Source organism: Pseudomonadota bacterium, from assembly GCA_016719885.1.
Taxonomy (GTDB): Bacteria; Pseudomonadota; Gammaproteobacteria.
Genome location: JADJYF010000004.1, coordinates 83283 through 99531 on the forward strand (window position 1 = coordinate 83283; position 16249 = coordinate 99531).

12 protein-coding genes are annotated in these 16249 nt (G+C 66.2%); 7 read left to right on the top strand and 5 right to left on the bottom strand.

Translation table 11 applies throughout. The annotated features are described in order from the left end of the window. The first annotated feature begins 102 nt into the window (after nucleotides 1-102). Nucleotides 103-1989, top strand: coding sequence for an MFS transporter (locus tag IPM80_04100; protein ID MBK8957620.1), 1887 nt, complete (start codon nucleotides 103-105; stop codon nucleotides 1987-1989). A gap of 139 nt (nucleotides 1990-2128) precedes the next feature. On the opposite strand, the gene IPM80_04105 is transcribed toward IPM80_04100, so the two are convergent. Then, nucleotides 2129-2974, bottom strand: a complete 846-nt coding sequence (locus IPM80_04105) for an MBL fold metallo-hydrolase (GenBank protein MBK8957621.1) — start codon at nucleotides 2972-2974, stop codon at nucleotides 2129-2131. A 133-nt stretch (nucleotides 2975-3107) separates the two neighbouring features. On the opposite strand from IPM80_04105, the gene IPM80_04110 reads away from it, so the two are divergent. Together IPM80_04110 and IPM80_04115 are read left to right on the top strand one after the other, a co-directional pair. Next, nucleotides 3108-3524, top strand: a complete 417-nt coding sequence (locus tag IPM80_04110) for a hypothetical protein (GenBank protein ID MBK8957622.1) — start codon at nucleotides 3108-3110, stop codon at nucleotides 3522-3524. Nucleotides 3525-3667: 143 nt separating this feature from the next. Further along, a complete protein-coding gene (locus IPM80_04115) occupies nucleotides 3668-5671 on the top strand; it encodes a DUF2235 domain-containing protein (GenBank protein MBK8957623.1) in 2004 nt (667 codons plus the stop codon). Between the two features lie 35 nt (nucleotides 5672-5706). On the opposite strand, the gene IPM80_04120 is transcribed toward IPM80_04115, so the two are convergent. The 4 genes from IPM80_04120 to IPM80_04135 form a co-directional block, all read right to left on the bottom strand. Continuing rightward, nucleotides 5707-7266 carry a DUF853 family protein gene (locus tag IPM80_04120; GenBank protein MBK8957624.1) on the bottom strand — a complete coding sequence of 520 codons (1560 nt, stop codon included), beginning with the start codon at nucleotides 7264-7266 and terminating at the stop codon, nucleotides 5707-5709. Between the two features lie 116 nt (nucleotides 7267-7382). Next, complete coding sequence (locus IPM80_04125) at nucleotides 7383-8363, bottom strand: phosphotransferase family protein (GenBank protein MBK8957625.1); 981 nt, start codon at nucleotides 8361-8363, stop codon at nucleotides 7383-7385. Nucleotides 8364-8369: 6 nt separating this feature from the next. Then, entirely contained in the window at nucleotides 8370-9524 is a 1155-nt protein-coding gene (locus IPM80_04130; GenBank protein MBK8957626.1) for a hypothetical protein, read from the bottom strand. A 49-nt stretch (nucleotides 9525-9573) separates the two neighbouring features. Then, the gene (locus IPM80_04135) at nucleotides 9574-10197 is read right to left on the bottom strand and encodes a TetR/AcrR family transcriptional regulator (GenBank protein ID MBK8957627.1); all 624 of its coding nucleotides are present in this window, start codon (nucleotides 10195-10197) and stop codon (nucleotides 9574-9576) included. 153 nt (nucleotides 10198-10350) lie between these two features. Here IPM80_04135 and IPM80_04140 point away from each other — a divergent pair, with 153 nt between their 5' ends. The 4 genes from IPM80_04140 (at nucleotide 10351) to accB (ending at nucleotide 16229) form a co-directional block, all read left to right on the top strand. Further along, nucleotides 10351-12288: a hypothetical protein gene (locus IPM80_04140; GenBank protein ID MBK8957628.1), complete on the top strand. Its 1938-nt coding sequence runs from the start codon at nucleotides 10351-10353 to the stop codon at nucleotides 12286-12288. 130 nt (nucleotides 12289-12418) lie between these two features. Next, nucleotides 12419-13657 carry a thiolase family protein gene (locus tag IPM80_04145; protein MBK8957629.1) on the top strand — a complete coding sequence of 413 codons (1239 nt, stop codon included), beginning with the start codon at nucleotides 12419-12421 and terminating at the stop codon, nucleotides 13655-13657. Between the two features lie 130 nt (nucleotides 13658-13787). Then, entirely contained in the window at nucleotides 13788-15527 is a 1740-nt protein-coding gene (locus IPM80_04150) for a pyruvate, phosphate dikinase (GenBank protein ID MBK8957630.1), read from the top strand. Between the two features lie 195 nt (nucleotides 15528-15722). Next, nucleotides 15723-16229 carry an acetyl-CoA carboxylase biotin carboxyl carrier protein gene (gene accB / locus IPM80_04155; protein ID MBK8957631.1) on the top strand — a complete coding sequence of 169 codons (507 nt, stop codon included), beginning with the start codon at nucleotides 15723-15725 and terminating at the stop codon, nucleotides 16227-16229. The last annotated feature ends 20 nt before the right edge of the window (nucleotides 16230-16249 follow it).

Genomic DNA, 16249 nt, shown 5'->3' on the forward strand with positions numbered 1-16249 from the left:
TGGCCAGAGCATAGATCAGCGCGCGGCAATTCAACATCGCGAAGGTCGCAGGCATACTCGCGGTCGCCATCCATTCGAGCACAGCGCGGAGCGCACGCAGACATGAGCGACAGCAGTCAGTATGGTCTTTTGACCGAGCGTCGCTTCCTGCCGTTTTTTCTCACGCAGTTCTGTGGCGCCGCCAACGACAACGCCTTCAAGTTCGCCTTCACCGCGCTCGCCACCTACAGCGCCGCCGAGTGGGGCGGTCTCGCGCCGACCAGCGCCGGGCCGGTCATCGGTGGCATTTTCATCCTGCCCTTCCTGCTGTTTTCCGCCACCGCCGGCCAGCTCGCCGACAAGTACGACAAGGCGCGCCTCATCCGCGTCGTCAAGAATCTCGAGATCCTGTTCATGTGCGGCATCGCCGCCGGCTTTCTCTTGCACATGGCGTCGCTGCTGTTCGTCGGCGTGTTCCTGATGGGCATGCATTCGGCGCTGTTCGGGCCGGTCAAGTACGCCTACCTGCCACAGCATCTCGAAGACCATGAACTGGTGGGCGGCAACGGCATCGTCGAGATGGGCACCTTCGTCGCCATCCTGCTCGGCACCATGCTGGGCGGCGCGCTGATTGCCATTCCCGGGGTCGGCGCCCACTACGTCGCCGCGGTGTCGATGGTGCTCGCCATCCTCGGCCGCCTGGCCGCGGGTTTCGTGCCGGCCTCGCCGCCGCCGGCGCCGGACCTGGTCATCAACTGGAACCCGGTCAGCGAAACCCTCGCCAACCTGCGTCACGCCCATGGCAATCGCACGGTGTTCCTGTCGCTGCTCGGCATTTCATGGATGTGGTTCTTCGGTTCGGTGTTCCTGACCACCTTCGCCGGCTTCGCCAAGGAGAATCTGGGCGGCGACCAGAACGTCGTGACCCTGTTGCTGGCAGTGTTCTCGGTCGGCATCGGCGCCGGCTCGTTGTTGTGCGAGCGCCTGTCGGGGCACAAGGTCGAGATCGGTCTCGTGCCTTTCGGTTCGATAGGCATGACGGTGTTCGCCATCGATCTGTGGCTGGCCTGCCACGACCTCGCGCCCCACGCACTGCTGGGCCCCGCCGCTTTCCTGGCCGACCGCGACCATTGGCGCGTGATGGTGGATTTGTTGCTGTTGGCGATGTTCGCGGGCTTCTACAGCGTGCCGCTCTATGCGCTCATCCAGAGCCGTTGCGAGGCCTCGCATCGCGCGCGGGTGATCGCGGCCAACAATATTCTCAATGCACTGTTCATGGTGGTGGCGTCGGTCATGGCGGCGGGCATGCTGCAGGCCGGCCTGAGCCTGCCGCAGCTGTACCTGGTGCTGGGGCTGCTGAACGCGGCGGTGGCGGTGTACATCTACCTGCTGGTGCCGGAGTTCCTGATGCGTTTCATCGTGTGGATGCTCATCCACACGGTCTATCGGCTCGACAAGCGCGGCGTCGAGCACCTGCCCGAGCACGGGCCCGCGCTGATCGTGTGCAACCATGTGAGCTTCGTCGACGCCCTCGTGATCGCGGCGGCCTGCCCGCGTCCGATACGCTTCGTGATGGATCACAACATTTTCAAGATGCCGATCATCTCTTTCGTGTTTCGCACCGGCCGCGCGATTCCGATCGCGTCGGCGCGCGAGAATCCCAAGATGACCGCGCGCGCCTTCGACGAAGTGGCGAAGGCGCTGGCCGAGGGCGACCTGGTGGCGATCTTCCCCGAGGGCCGCATTACCGACACCGGTGAACTCTATCCCTTCAAGCCGGGCGTCACGCGCATCCTCGAACGCAGCCCCGTGCCGGTGATCCCGATGGCGCTGCGCGGCCTGTGGGGTTCGTTCTTCTCACGCAAGGACGGTAAGGCCATGAGCAAGCCGTGGCGGCTGCGCCCCTTGCGCAAGATTGCGTTGGAGATAGACGCGCCGGTGGCGGCGGCCGAGGCATCGCCGGCGGCGCTGCAGGAGAAGGTCGCGGCGATGCGCGGGGAGTGGCATTAGCGACACTCGCCACCGCCACTGTAGGTGCAGAATCATTCGCAAATTCGAATGTCAGGCTGAAGCCTGACCCACAGAAGAAGAGATCCCTTGTGGGTCAGACTTCAGTCTGACATTCAGGGTCGAAAGCGACGGCCCGTGATCAAACGGCGAAGCGGAAGGTCTTGCCGTCCTTCACGATCTTGCCGCACACCGGGTCGGCGAAATGGGTGCCGAACACCGTCACCGGCTTGTCGGCATAGCGCTCGAGGAAGGCCTGGCGTGTGCTCATGGCGGCCGGGCTGTCGTTGTCGAACGGCGTGACCCAGTCCGGCCGCGCAATCTGACAGGGGTGATGCATCATGTCGCCGGTGATGATGGCTTCTTCACCCTTGGACGCGATGTGCACGCTGACATGGCCGGGCGTGTGCCCGGGTGTCGGTTCGAACCACACGCCCGAGCCCACCTGGTGATCGGGTTTGACCAGATCGACCAGCCCCGCTTCGAATACCGGTTCCACGGATTCCTGGAACACCGGCCCGAAATCATCCTTGTGGCTCTGCCAGTGGCTGAATTCCGAATCGACCATCACGTAACGCGCGTTCTTGAAGGTCGGCACCCATTTGCCGTTGACCTTCTTGGTGTTCCAGCCGACGTGGTCGACATGCAAATGGGTGCAGATCACGGTGTCGATGGAATCCGGGTCGTAGCCGAGCTTCTTCAGGTTGTCGATGAACGGGCGTTGCATGTTGGCCCAGGCATCGAGCGCGAGGGTCTTGTCGTTGCCGATGCAGGTGTCGACCACCATCTTGCGGTCCGGCGTTTCGATGATCATCATCTGGATGTTGAGGATGAGCTTGCCGTCCGGCGTCACGAAATGCGGCTTCAACCAGGGAATGGTGGCGAGGTTTTCCGGCGTCGCATCGGGCAGCACCGGCACCGAACCGCTGTCGTCCTTCAACTCGATGAGCTGGGTGATGGTGGTATCGCCGAATTTCCACTTGAGCATGATGGTCTCCCCTTGTCGATTCTCACGGACGGCCAAGCATACCCGCGCTTGTCGGCGCTGGCGACGCTCGCCGCCCGCAACGCCGCTGGACCATAATCGAAGCCATGGCCATGACCTGCGCAGGAGCCCTGCCGTGAATCCCAACCCCGCCTCGCGGCGCGTGCGCGCCATGCTGCTGCTCGCTCTGCTGGCGCCATTTCCGTTGACCGTACTGGCCTGCGACAAGGATGCCGATTGCGGCGTCGGCGGCACCTGCATCAAGCGCGAGAAGCGCGCCAGCGGCGTGTGCTACGGCGGCTCGCGCGCGGCGCCGGCCGCGCCCACCGCCGAGCAGCCTGCGTCACCCGATGCCGAGCCCGATGTGGTCCTGCAACCCGTCACCGGTCAGCGCCGCGAAAATGCCAAGGCCTGGCTCGGTGACCCGGATCAAATGATCAAGGACAACCTGCCGGGCAAGGAGGTCGGCGGCGCCTGCATGGTGAGCGCCGATTGTCCGGCGGGATTCGACTGCGTGATCGCGGGCTTCGAAGGCCATTGCGTGAAGCTCTGAAAGCTTCACGCCGGCGCGCGTTTGACTGATTCCGGCGCAGTATGGCATCTACCATATGATTCCTCGCTTCGGGCGTGGCAGATTGAGAGATGCGCGACGACGCGCCAAACGCAGACCAGGGCCTCGGCACGGAGGGAGCGAACATGGGCACGGACGGAGCGGTCGCAACTTACGAGTTCAAACCCGGCATCAACAAGAACATCGTCATTTGCTGTGACGGCACCTGGAATTTCGCCGCGCAGCAGGACGAAGGTGAAAGCGCACCGACCAACGTGCACAAACTGTTTCGTGCCGTGGATCGCCGTCGCGACGAATTCGATACCCCGCAACTGGCCTGGTACGACGAAGGGGTGGGCGCCGAACTCGGACTGGCCGGCAAGCTGCTGTCGTTCGTCGGCCGGCAGTTGGCCAAGAAAGTCCCCGGCCTCGAGAAACTCGGGCCGCTGATCGAGGGCGCCACCGGCCTCGGCGTCGCCGAGAACATTCGCGAAGCCTACGTGTGGCTGTGCCGGGTGTATGCGCCCGGTGACCGCATCTTCCTGTTCGGTTTCAGCCGCGGTGCGTTCCAGGTGCGCAGCCTGAGCGGTCTCATCCATACCGTCGGCTTGCTGAAATCCTCGGCGCACAACTATTCGCGCACGGCGTTCGACAAGTACCGGAAATTCCGCCCAACGCGCAGTGACAAGCAAGACGTGCGCGGCGATGTCGCCGAGGAGCGCGCCCATCTCGACGCCGATGAGCTCGCGCTGTTCCACGATCGCGAGCAGTTGCGCATCCACTTCCTCGGTGTGTGGGACACGGTCGCGGGCCTCGGTCTGCCGATGTGGGGCTGGAGCTTCGAGCTGTTTCGTATCAACACCCAGTATCACAACACCGCCGTCGTGCCCTCGGTCGCGCATGCCTTCCATGCGGTGGCAATGGATGAGTTCCGTTCGAGTTTCATGCCGGTGCTGCTCAAGCGCCCGGCCGGCTTCACCGGCAAGTTGGAACAGAAGTGGTTTCGCGGCGCCCACGCCGACGTCGGCGGTGGCTATCGCGATGCGCGCCTGTCGGATATCGCGCTCGATTGGATGATGGACAAGGCCGAGGCGGCCGGCCTGCGCTTCGAGTCGCGCCACCGCCTCGCGCCGCAAGCCGATTCGCTCGGTTCATTGCACGATGAAGTCGCACGCGCGCAAGCCTACGCACTGGCCGGCTTGTGGCCGCGCATGTTTCCCCTGTCACAGGCGCTGCGCGAGCAGGTGCGCACGCTGTTCGGCGCCGCCGCCGACGATTTCGAAGACGTCGGCGAATGGCACGAGTCCGTCACCGAGCGCGGTGCGCGACTGGCGGCGGAGCAGGCCGACGGTGGCCGTGGCGCCCATTCGCGGCTGTTACGTCTCGCCACCGCGCCCGATCAGGATGCGCCGGCGCTGTGGAATCGCGCCGAACCCGATCCGCGCGATGTCGAGTGGCGGCTGGTGGTGCCCGATGCCGCGCCTCAGCGCTTCGTGGTCTATGCCGAACGCACCTGGTCGCCGACCGGCATGGTGTTGATCAAGGGGCGACGCTACCGGGTGCGTGCGCTCACCGAGACGTCGGCCGCCCGGCAGGCGGTGTGCACCGGCAAATGGTTCGACCTCGACGACCCGGCGGATGCCAACGGCAAGGGCAGCCTGCGTACGTTGTTCGAAAATCTGCGGGCCGGAAATTTCCTGCCGGCGCGCTTCCTGTTCGCTGGCGCCAAGCGCTATCCCGACGCGCGCTGGTTCCAACTGATGGGCATGATCAATCGCCCCACGCACTGGGACAGGCGCACGCGCTCGCCATTGTGGCTGCTGTTCTACCTGCTGGTGCGCGACCCGGGTGAGCTGCTGTTCCGCCAGTTTCCGCTCGGCGCCAACGTGAGCTTCGTGGCCAAGGCCAGCGGTCCGTTCTACTGCTACGCCAACGACCTGTGGATGGCGGCGGGCAACAACTCCGGCGCGATCGAAGTGGAGATCAGCGACCTCGGTGACGCCAGCGCCGCGCCACCGGCCGAAGCGCGTCAACCCGCCAACGAAAAGTTCGTGGTGTGGGTGGCGCGCGCGCTGCAGGTCGTCACACTGCTGGGCGTCGGCTTGGGGCTGGGCTGGGCACTGCTGATGCTGCGCGGGCCGGGCCTGTAGAACGCCGCGCGCGTGGCGCGGTTCGGCGCGCCTGCTCAGCGCCGCCGCCGCGAACCGCCGCCGCCGAGCAGCGAACCCAGCACGCCGCGAATGATCTCGCGCCCGACCGCCCCGCCAACAGTGCGGGCCGCGGACTTGGCGATGGTCTGGGCCAAGCCGTCGCGCTTACCGCCGCGCGGGCCGGTGCCGCCGAACAGCACGTCGGTCAGGCCGCCGAGCAATCCGCCATCGTCGTTGGCAGTGGCCGGCGCTTCGGCGCTTCGCGGCGCCGTTGGTCGCGCCGCTTGTTCGCGCAGCGCATCGGCGGCGGGCGCGGTCTCGGCCGCGCGCCCCTTCAGTTTTTCGTAGGCCGAGTCGCGATCGACGGCCTGGTCATAGACGCCGGCCACCAGCGAATTGGCGATCAGCGCCTGCCGTTGCTCGGCGCTGATGGGCCCGATCTGGCTGCCGGGCGGCACGATGTAGACGCGCTCGGTGACACTCGGACGCCCTTGTTCGTCGAGCAGGCTGACCAGCGCCTCGCCGACCGCGAGTTCGCTTATCGCGGTCTCGATGTCGAGACCGGGCTTGGCGCGCATGGTGGTGGCGGCGGCCTTCACCGCTTTCTGATCGCGCGGCGTGAACGCGCGCAGCGCATGTTGCACGCGGTTGCCGAGCTGGCCGAGGATGGTGTCGGGGATGTCGAGCGGATTCTGCGTGACGAAATACACGCCGACGCCCTTGCTGCGCACCAGGCGCACCACCAGCTCGATGCGTTCGACCAGCGCCGCCGGCGCATCCTTGAACAACAGGTGCGCTTCATCGAAGAAGAACACCAGCTTGGGTTTTTCCACGTCGCCGACTTCCGGCAGCGTCTCGAACAGCTCCGACAGCATCCACAACAGGAAAGTCGCATACAGGCGCGGCGCCGCCATCAGCTTGTCGGCGGCGAGGATGTTGATGACGCCCAAGCCCTGGTCGGTCTGCATGAAGTCGGCGATGTTCAGCATCGGCTCGCCGAAGAACTGATCGCCGCCCTGCTGTTCAATCTGCATGAGGCCGCGTTGGATGGCGCCGACGCTGGCGGCGCTGATGTTGCCGTAGTCGGTGGTGAAGTCGCGCGCGTTGTCGCCGACGTATTGCAGCATCGCGCGCAGGTCCTTGAGATCGAGCAGCGCGAGGCCATTGTCATCGGCAATCTTGAACGCGAGGTTCAGGACGCCTGCTTGAGTTTCATTCAAGGCCAGCATGCGCGACAACAACAGCGGCCCCATGTCGCTGACGGTGGCACGCAGCGGGTGGCCTTGCGCGCCGAACACGTCCCACAGCGTGGTCGGGCAGGCGAACGCCGTCGGCGCATCGAGATGACGTTCGGCGAGGATGGCGGCGAGCTTGGCGCCGACCGTGCCGGCCTGGCTGATGCCGGTGAGGTCACCCTTCACATCGGCCATGAACACCGGCACGCCGATGCGGCTGAAATTCTCGGCCAGGGTTTGCAGGGTGATGGTCTTGCCGGTGCCGGTGGCGCCGGTGATGAGACCGTGGCGGTTGGCGAGGGCGGGCAACAGATGACATTGCACGTCATCGCGTTGGGCGACGAGGATGGGGTCGGCCATGAAGATCTCCGAGCATTTTCGATGGGCCAGACTTCAGTCTGACATTCATTCCTCCAGCTGACCTGGCATGGAATGTCAGACTGAAGTCTGACCCACAATGACGGTGATGGGGAGACCTAGCCCGCCGCCAACTTCACCGCCAGCGCCACGTAGGGCGGCACGATCGCCGCCCACGACGCGAAGCGCGGGTCTGGCGCGCGGCCGGTTTCATAAAGATGCACACCGAGCTGGATGATGGCGGCGACCTTGGCCACCTGTATCGCCTCGTAGCGATGCATGTCGACGGCGCTGCGGCCGGTCATGGCCTGCCATTCGTCGATGGTGCGGCTGCGTGACCACCAGCCCGGCAGTTCATAGCCCGCCGAGCCCAGCGCCGCTTCGCCCTGGTCGTAGAACTGCAGCACGTAGCCGAGATCGAGCAAGGGGTCGCTGACGCCCGCCATCTCCCAATCGAGCAATGCCAGCATGCGACCTTGGCGGTTCCACAGCGTGTTGCCGTGCTTGGGATCGCCGTGGATGGGACAGGGTGGGCCGGACGGACGCGGCGGGCGCGCCACGAGATCCTCCAGCACCGCGACCAGATCGGGCGAGGCCTCGGCGCCGCGCGCGACATCCAGCCAGTGCTGCGCTTCCTCGACGACCGTGCGCGCCGGCGCCGGCATGGCCGATACCGGCAGGCGATGGACATTGGCCACCGCGCCTATCCATTGCGCGCACATCGCGTCCCGCGTCGCGTCCGGCAGCGCCTTCAGCCACTCGGGCGTGACGTATTCGAAGGCCTCGCCCTCCAGGCATTCCATGATGAAGAACGGGTCGCCGATCAGCGCCGCGTCCGTACACAACTCGTAGACCTTGGGCACCGGCGGCCCGTCGGCATGCCTGCCCATGGCGTCCAACACCGCGTGCTGCGCGGCCATGTCGTAGGGCGGCAACAGGCCTTCCTTGGACGGTGGCATGCGCAGGATGCGATTGATGCCTTCGAGCTTGTAGGTTTCGTTGGAATGACCGGTGGACAAGGCCGTGATCGAGGTCAAGGCCGCGCCGACACCCAGGTATTCGCGCAGGCCTGTCAGCATGCGCGCGAGATCGCGTGACATCGCCGCTCAACCGCGCGTACGGGTGGAGGACAATTCCATCTCCGGCCATTCGCCGAGCACGATGGGCTCGAACAGGCCGTAGCCCTTGGCATCGCCCTCGCGCACCTTGACGATGGTGTCGCGCACCGCCGTGGCAAGGCGCTTGCGGACTTCGGGCGCGGTCATGTCCGGGATCTGTTCGCCGTCGAGATTCAGTTCGCCGCGCCAGTTGCCGTGCTTCTTGCCGTCGAAGCCGAGATACAGCGCGGTCGAGAGATAGAAGCCCGACTCGCCCATCACTTCGATGTCGACCTTGTTGGTTTCGCCGTTCAGCATGTCGATGTAGAGATACCCGCCCAGCAGGCGACGGGTGTCGTCGTCGTAACGCAGCACCGGGCGCACGCGCGCGATGCGCTCCTGGCGGCCGTCGGCATTGTTGCGGTAGCCGGAGAAATAAAACACCTCGTCGCCGCGGATCTGCAGGTAGAAGTGGTATTCGTACTTGGTGCCGTCGGGCTTTTCGAGCAGCAGCGGTGACCAGTTCAGGAGGAACTTCGAATCCTCGAACTTGCGCTCGCCAAAATCACGCGCCGGGCGCAGATCGGTCGGCGGCGCGCCGACGTCGAGGCGCACACCCCAGGAATGATCGCGGTAGGAGAACCAGTCTTCGGGGCGGATGATTTCACGCTTGCCGTCGATTTCCACCCAGCCGCTCGGCACGCCGGCCTGGTGATAGCGCACCACGTTGGAGACGATGCGAAAGCCGCGCTCGTCGCGCTGGATGTGGCGGTCTTCGAAGAAACACGGATGAATGGCTTCGAAGGTGAGGTCGAAGGTCAGTGGAATGACGCCGTTCTTGTCCAGCGCCCAGCGGATCTTCTTTTGTGGTTCCAGCACTTCATAGGTGATGGGCCCGACCTTGGTCGCGAGCGGGTCCTGCGACAGTTCGCGGCTGGCGCGGATGGTCCATTGTTCCTTGCCGCGCGAGATGCCGGCGAAGGCATCCATCACGTCGCGGTTCTGGTAGCGGCCGAGACCGCAGTCGATCTGGAGCGTGCCGTCCTTGCGCGAACTCAGCGTCCACAGCTTCTCGGTCCACGACAGGTCCGATTCCGCGACGGTCGCGAAGGTGTCGGCGATCTGGTGATTGAGTTGCTCGTCGGCGTCGAGCAGTTTGCCTATGCCTTGCATGATTCTCCCCTCTCTTGCAGTGATGGACGTTGAACGCGGATTACTTGTCGGGCGCGAAGATCGCGTGCCACACGACGTGGGTCCAGGTGTCGATGAAGGCTTCGCGCCGCGCGTCATCGAGGCCTTTGCCGTATTGCACGTAGGTGTGGTTGACCGACCACGACAGCACTTCGGCCACCATGGTCGGCAAGCCGGCATGGGCGCGGCCGCTGTCGGCGATGCGTTGCACGGCCTGGCGGCTCTCGGCCACGAAGCGCTCGATCATGCGGCTATGCAGCTCACCGACCTGCGCGTCGTAGGGCGCGGTCTCGGCGGCGGCGGCGAGGATGGCGTGATGCTGCATGTAGGCGTCGAAGAAGCGCGCCATGGCCGCGCGCAGATCTTCGAAGCGCGCATCCTCGGCATGCACGAACCACAGGCCGCCGGCGCCCACCACCTCGTCGGCGACGCGCGCGATGAGGCGTGCCACCAGCTCGCCCTTGTCACGGAAATGCAGGTAGAAGGTGGCGCGCGCGATGCCGGCCTCGCGCGCCAGCGCGTCGATGGAAATGGCGGTGATGGTCAGGCCGCGGTCGAGCAGGCGCTCCAGCGCCAGCTGCAGGCGCTCTTCCATGTTGAGTGCGGCATCGACATCGGTGCGGGCGCGGCGGGTGACGCTGGCCATGGTCTATCCTCGTGGCAGGGATGCGCGTTGCCGCGCAAGCGAAGCGCGAAGATAAGACCGGCGGTCGTGCCTAGTCAATGCGTCTAGACACTGTGTCCAGTCATGCCTATAGTCGCGACCAAGGTCGATTCACTTAGCGAGGGGAGAGCGGATATGTCGGTCATCGAAAGCGATGCGCTCGGTCGGGCGCAGGAATTCCAGCACGGCGGCAAGGGACCGGTCACGGCCTCACGTCACCGCCGTAACGCGGTCATCTACGCGCTCCTGTGCGTCGCGGCGCTGACGCCGGCCTGGCTCGACGCCTCGGCCGCGTGGCAGGCCGCCGGCCTCGGCCTGTTCCTGCCGGGCGGGGGATTCTTCGCCCTCGGCGGTGGCTGGCTGTTGATGGTGCCGGTGGTGCTGGCTCTGTTCTGGGTGTCCTGCGTGGCGTGGTTCTGGAGCGGCATGGTGGTGGCGCCGCTGACCGTGTGGTTGGGCTCGGCGCTGGTCGCCGGCAGCCTCGCCGGCGACAGCATCTGGGCGCCCGGCATGGCCTTGGCGCCGATGGCGGCGGCCGGCATCTTCCTGTGGTTCCAGCACAAGAACAATCAGCGCCACGCCGCCGACCGCGAGCGCTTCGCCATGCGCCAGCAGTTCTTCGCCGCCTCGCGCGCCGAGGTCGTCGAGCGCGTGCGGAGTGAGCCGGCCTTGGGCAGCCGCGAACTCGACATGGAGCAACTCTCGGCCGCGCGCTACGTGCTGGACCGCGCCCTGCAGCCGGTCGGCCAGTTCAAGGGCTATACCGTCATCGACCAGTTCCAGCCCGCCGCGCTGCGCTACCAGATCAACCACCTCGGTTTCGCGCTCGGCATGATGCAGGGCCATTACACGCCCAACTTCAGCGGCTACCTGGGCCAGGCCCAGCGCAACCTCGTCGACACTTATCTTTCCAAGAAGGTGTGGGACTACTGGGTGCTGGAGTCGATGTGGGGTCACTTCAATTTCAGCAATTTCGACCCGGCGGCCAAGGACAACATCATGCTGACCGGCTGGTACGGCATGCATGTGAACCAGTACATGCTGAACTCCGGCGACCGCCGCTATGCCGAGCCCGGCAGCCTGACCTTCCGTTTGAACGACACCACCGCCTTCCCGCACAGCGCCCACACGCTCGCGCAGTCGGTGCTCGACAATTACCAGCATTCGGATTTCTTCCTGTTCCCCTGCGAGCCGAACTGGGTCTACCCGGTGTGCAACATGTACGGCCTGGCCTCGCTGGCGTCCCATGACGCGGTGTTCGGCACCACCTACGCGCAGAACTCGCTGCCGAAGTGGATGGACATGCTGGAATCGGAATTCATGGACGAGAAGGGCTCGATCATCGGCCTGCGTTCCTACTGGACCGGTCTCGAAGTGCCGTTCTATGCCGGCGAAGCGGGCTTCGCGTTCTTCGCCAACTGCTTCTCGCCGGCGTTGGCGCGCCGCCTGTGGGCGATTGGCCGCAAGGAACTCGCGTTCTGCATCGCGCCCGATGCCAATGGCCAGCCGCGCCTGTCCATTCCGCGCGAGGCGCTGTCGTGGCTGGATACCATCGACCCCGGTCATTACAAGCCCGGCGCGCTGTTCGCCTACGCGGCGGTCGCGATGTCGGCGCGCGAATTCGGCGACGACGAACTGGCCGAGGCCGCGCTGCGTTCCATGGACCAGGATTGCGGCCGTTTCGACGACAACGGCGCGGTCGGCTACCGCGAGGCCTCGTGCCTGGCCAACGTGTGGGCGGTGGAAGCCAAGCTCATGCGCACCGGCGACTTCCGCAATTCCTTCGTCAAGGGCCCGGCCGCGAGCGCCTTCACGGGGCCGCAGCTGGCCGAGGCCAGCTATCCTGAAGTGTTGGTCGCCAAGGCCACCAGCACCGGCGCGGACCTCGACCTCGTGCTCTACCCGGGCCGCGGCAATGGTCGCCAGAAGCTTGGGCTCGCGCGGCTCGCGCCCGGCGCGAGCTATCGCGTGGCCGGCCGGCCGGATCTCGATTTCCGCGCCGACGATGCCGGCACGGCGAGGCTCGAGGTCGAATTGAACGGCCGCACCGCGCTCAACATCACTCCCGCCTGATCCATCTCATGAACGGCCGCCGCTTGCATCGACGCACGCGGCGGCCGCGCGCTACCATGCTCGGCATCCGCGTGCCGCGCAATGCGCCGCACGCTCCATCGTATCCGTCACTCGCAGCAGGGGAACCGCAATGTCCGATGTCTACATCGCCGGCGTCAGCATGACGAATTTCGGCAAGCATATCGATCGCACACTCAAGAGCCTGGCCGGTGAGGCCCTGCAAGGCGTGCTGAAGGACGCCGGCTGCGACGTGAAGATGATCGAGGCGGTGTTCTTCGGCAACTGCGTACAGGGCCACATGGAAGGCCAGGACATGGTGCGCGGCGAGATCGCGCTGCGTCCCTACGGCATCGAAGGCGTGCCGGTCGTGAACGTCGAAAACGCCTGCGCCACCGCCACCACCGCGTTCCACATGGCGGTCAACTACGTGAAGGCCGGCGCCTGCGATATCGCGCTCGCCATCGGCGTCGAGAAGATGTTCTCGGAAGACAAGGCGCGCATGTTCAGCGCCTTCGACGGCGCCTGGGACGTGCATGAAGTGGCGAAGAGCACGGCAGACTTCGCCGACATGGCCAAGGGCGTGGAAGTGCCGCCCGGTTCCACCTCGCCGCGCCCCTACAGCGTGTTCATGGACATCTATGCCGGCTTCTGCCGCATGCACATGCGCGAGTTCGGCACCACGCAGGAACAGCTCGCGGTGATCGCCTCCAAGAACCACCAGCACTCGACCATGAACCCGCTGTCGCAATTCCAGCGGGCTTTCTCGGTCGAGGAAGTGATGACGGCCGCGCCCATCACGTATCCCCTGACCCTGCCGATGTGCTCGCCGATCAGCGACGGCGCCGCCGCCGCCATCGTGTGCAATGCCGCCGGCCTCGCCAAGTTGAATGCCGCCAAGGCGCGCGCCATGCGCGTGCTGGCGACCGTCATGCAGTCGGGCTCGAATCGCGGCATCACCGAGTTCGAAAAACACGCGAGCAAGCTCGCCGCCCTGAAGGCCTATGAAAAGGCCGGCGTCGGTCCCGAGGACATCTCTCTTGCCGAGGTGCACGACGCCACCGCGATGGGCGAAATCATCGAGCTCGAGGCCTTGGGCCTGTGCAAGCTCGGCGACGGTGGCCCGGCCGCCGCGCGCGGCGAAACCCGTCTCGGCGGCCGCCTGCCGGTCAATCCGTCCGGTGGTCTCGAATCCAAGGGGCATCCCATCGGCGCCACCGGGCTCGCGCAGATCTATGAACTCGTCACCCAGCTGCGCGGCGAAGCGGGCGCGCGCCAGGTCGACGACGCCAAGCTCGCCATCGCGCAGAACGGCGGCGGCATCTGCGGCATCGAGGAAGCCATCACCTGCGTGACCATCGTCGGTCATTGAGGCAGCGGCACATCCCGCGATGCGTGGTTAATCTTTCGGAGTGCGTATTCCTGTCCGCTGACGCGTAGTGTGCGAATGAATTCGCACCTACAATGCGCGGCCGCGCCCGCGTAGAACAGGAGACCCGCCCATGGCCAAGCCACTCGGACAATACTTGCTTGCCCTCGATGGCAGCGCCCTGCCCAGCCGTGAACTCATCGGCGGCAAGGCGTGGTCGGTGGCGCGCATGTTGAGCCTGGGGCTGCGCGTGCCGCCGGCGGTGGTCATCACCACCGATGCCTGCCGCGCCTATCTCGACACCGGCAGCGTGCCCGAGGCGCTGGCCGGCGAAATCGATGCCGCCATCGCGTGGCTGGAAACCGCCACCGGCCGCCAGTTCGGCGGCGCCAAACCCTTGCTGGTGTCGGTGCGTTCGGGCGCGGCGATTTCCATGCCGGGCATGATGGACACGGTGCTGAACCTCGGCATCAACGACGACACCGAGGCGGCGCTGGCCGCCGAGTCGGGCGACGCGGGCTTCGCGCGCGACACCCATCGCCGTTTCCTCGAGCTCTACGCCAACATCGTCGTGAAGGCGACGCTGCCCGAAAATGTTCCGCACGAGCCGGCCAGCCTGCGCGCCGAGATCGCGAGCCAGGGCGAGGCCGTACCGGACTCGCCGCGCGAGCAATTGCTGGCGGCGGTCAACGCGGTGTTCGATTCCTGGAACTCGCGCCGCGCGCGGCGCTATCGCCAGCACCACGGCATCGCCGACAGCCTCGGCACGGCGGTCACGGTGCAGGCCATGGTGTTCGGCAATCTCGATCAGCGCTCCGGCACCGGCGTGTTGTTCAGCCGCAATCCCCTGAGCGGCGACCTGGCGCCTTACGGTGAATACCTGCATCGCGCGCAGGGCGAGGACGTCGTCTCCGGCAAGTTCACGCCCGAGCCCTTGAGCGCACTGGCCGCTTCGGCGCCCGAGGTGCACGCGCAGCTCATGCAGGCCGCCGCCACGCTCGAGAAAGAAAATGCCGACGTGCAGGACATCGAGTTCACGGTGCAGCAAGGCGAGCTTTTCCTGTTGCAGACCCGTTCCGCCAAGCGCGCGCCGCAGGCCGCCGTGCGCTTCGCGGTCGACATGGTCGACGAGGGGCGCATCGACACGCGCACGGCCCTCGCGCGCGTGCAGGCCGAACAGATCCGCACGCTCCTGAAGCCGCGTCTCGCCGATGGCGCGACCGCGGGCGCGACGGTGCTGGCGCAGGGCGAGCCTGCCTGCCAGGGCGTCGGCGCCGGCGTGGTGGTCGGCGATTCCGACAGTGCCGAACAGCGTGCCGCGGGCGGCGAAGCCGTGGTGCTGGCGCGCGCCACCACCAGCCCCGAAGACGTGCACGGCATGATTGCCGCGCATGCCGTCATCACCGAGCAGGGCGGCGCCACTTCTCACGCGGCGGTGGTCAGCCGCGCGCTGGGCGTGCCCTGCATCGTCGGCTGCGGCGCCGGAACACTCGCCGCGCTGCATGGCGAGAGCGTGACGGTCGATGCCAATACCGGCCACGTCTATGCCGGCCTGCTGCCGGTGGTGACGCCCGATGAATCGGACGATCCGCGCCTGGCCAAGCTGCACGCCTGGGCGGTGGCGGCGAGCCCCATCGCCGTGCTGCGCGACGGCGAAGCCGGCGCCGAGGCGGCCTTCGACCTGTCCGAGGTCGAGGGCGGCGAAGATGCGGAGAAACTGCCGGCGCTGCTGGCCGGCAAGACCGTCGTGCGCGGCGGTGCGATCGAGAGCGATGCAGGCGTGGCGGCGGCGCTCGCCGCCGGCGTCAAGACCATCGTCGCGCGCCATCCCTTGCCGGTATTGCTGGCGGCGATTCATGGGGCGGCGGGCTAAGCGCCGCCAAGTCTTCTGTGGGTCAGACTTCAGTCTGACTCTGAATGCCGGGCACTGGACTTGGGTCAACTCAGCAATGCCAGACTGAAGTCTGACCCTCGATGATCGCCCGCCTGATTCGGTCTCCCCCTCGAAGGGGGTACACACTGCAACTCCCCTGCTAAACTCTCGCCTCGATTTTTCAGGACCCTGGACATGGCCAACCCGACACCCGCCGATATCGAAAACCTGATTGAGCTGTTCAATCGTTCCGACTGGGACGAGATGCATCTCAAGACCGACGCGCTCGAGATCTTCCTGTCCAACGATCCGAACGCGCGGCGCCCGTCGGCGCAGGTGGTGGTGGCGGCGCCCGCAGCAGCGGCGGCCCCGCTCGTGAGTGGTGCGGCGCCTGCGGCGGCCAAGTCCGGCGCGGCGCCCGCGGCGGCGGCCCATACCGAGGTCAGCATCCCGGCCGGCATGGTCGCGGTACGCGCGCCCAACCTCGGCACCTTCTACCGCGCGCCCAAGCCGGGCGCGGCGCCCTACGTGGAAGTCGGCCAGGCCATCGAGGCCGACACCGAGGTGTGTCTCATCGAAGTCATGAAGCTCTTCACGCCGGTCAAGGCCGGCGTCAAGGGCACGGTGCGCCAGATCGTGGTCAACGACGGCACCATGGTCGAATACGAGCAGGTGCTGGTCATCATCGAGCCGGCTGCTTGAGCCGCGTCATCGGGCTGACA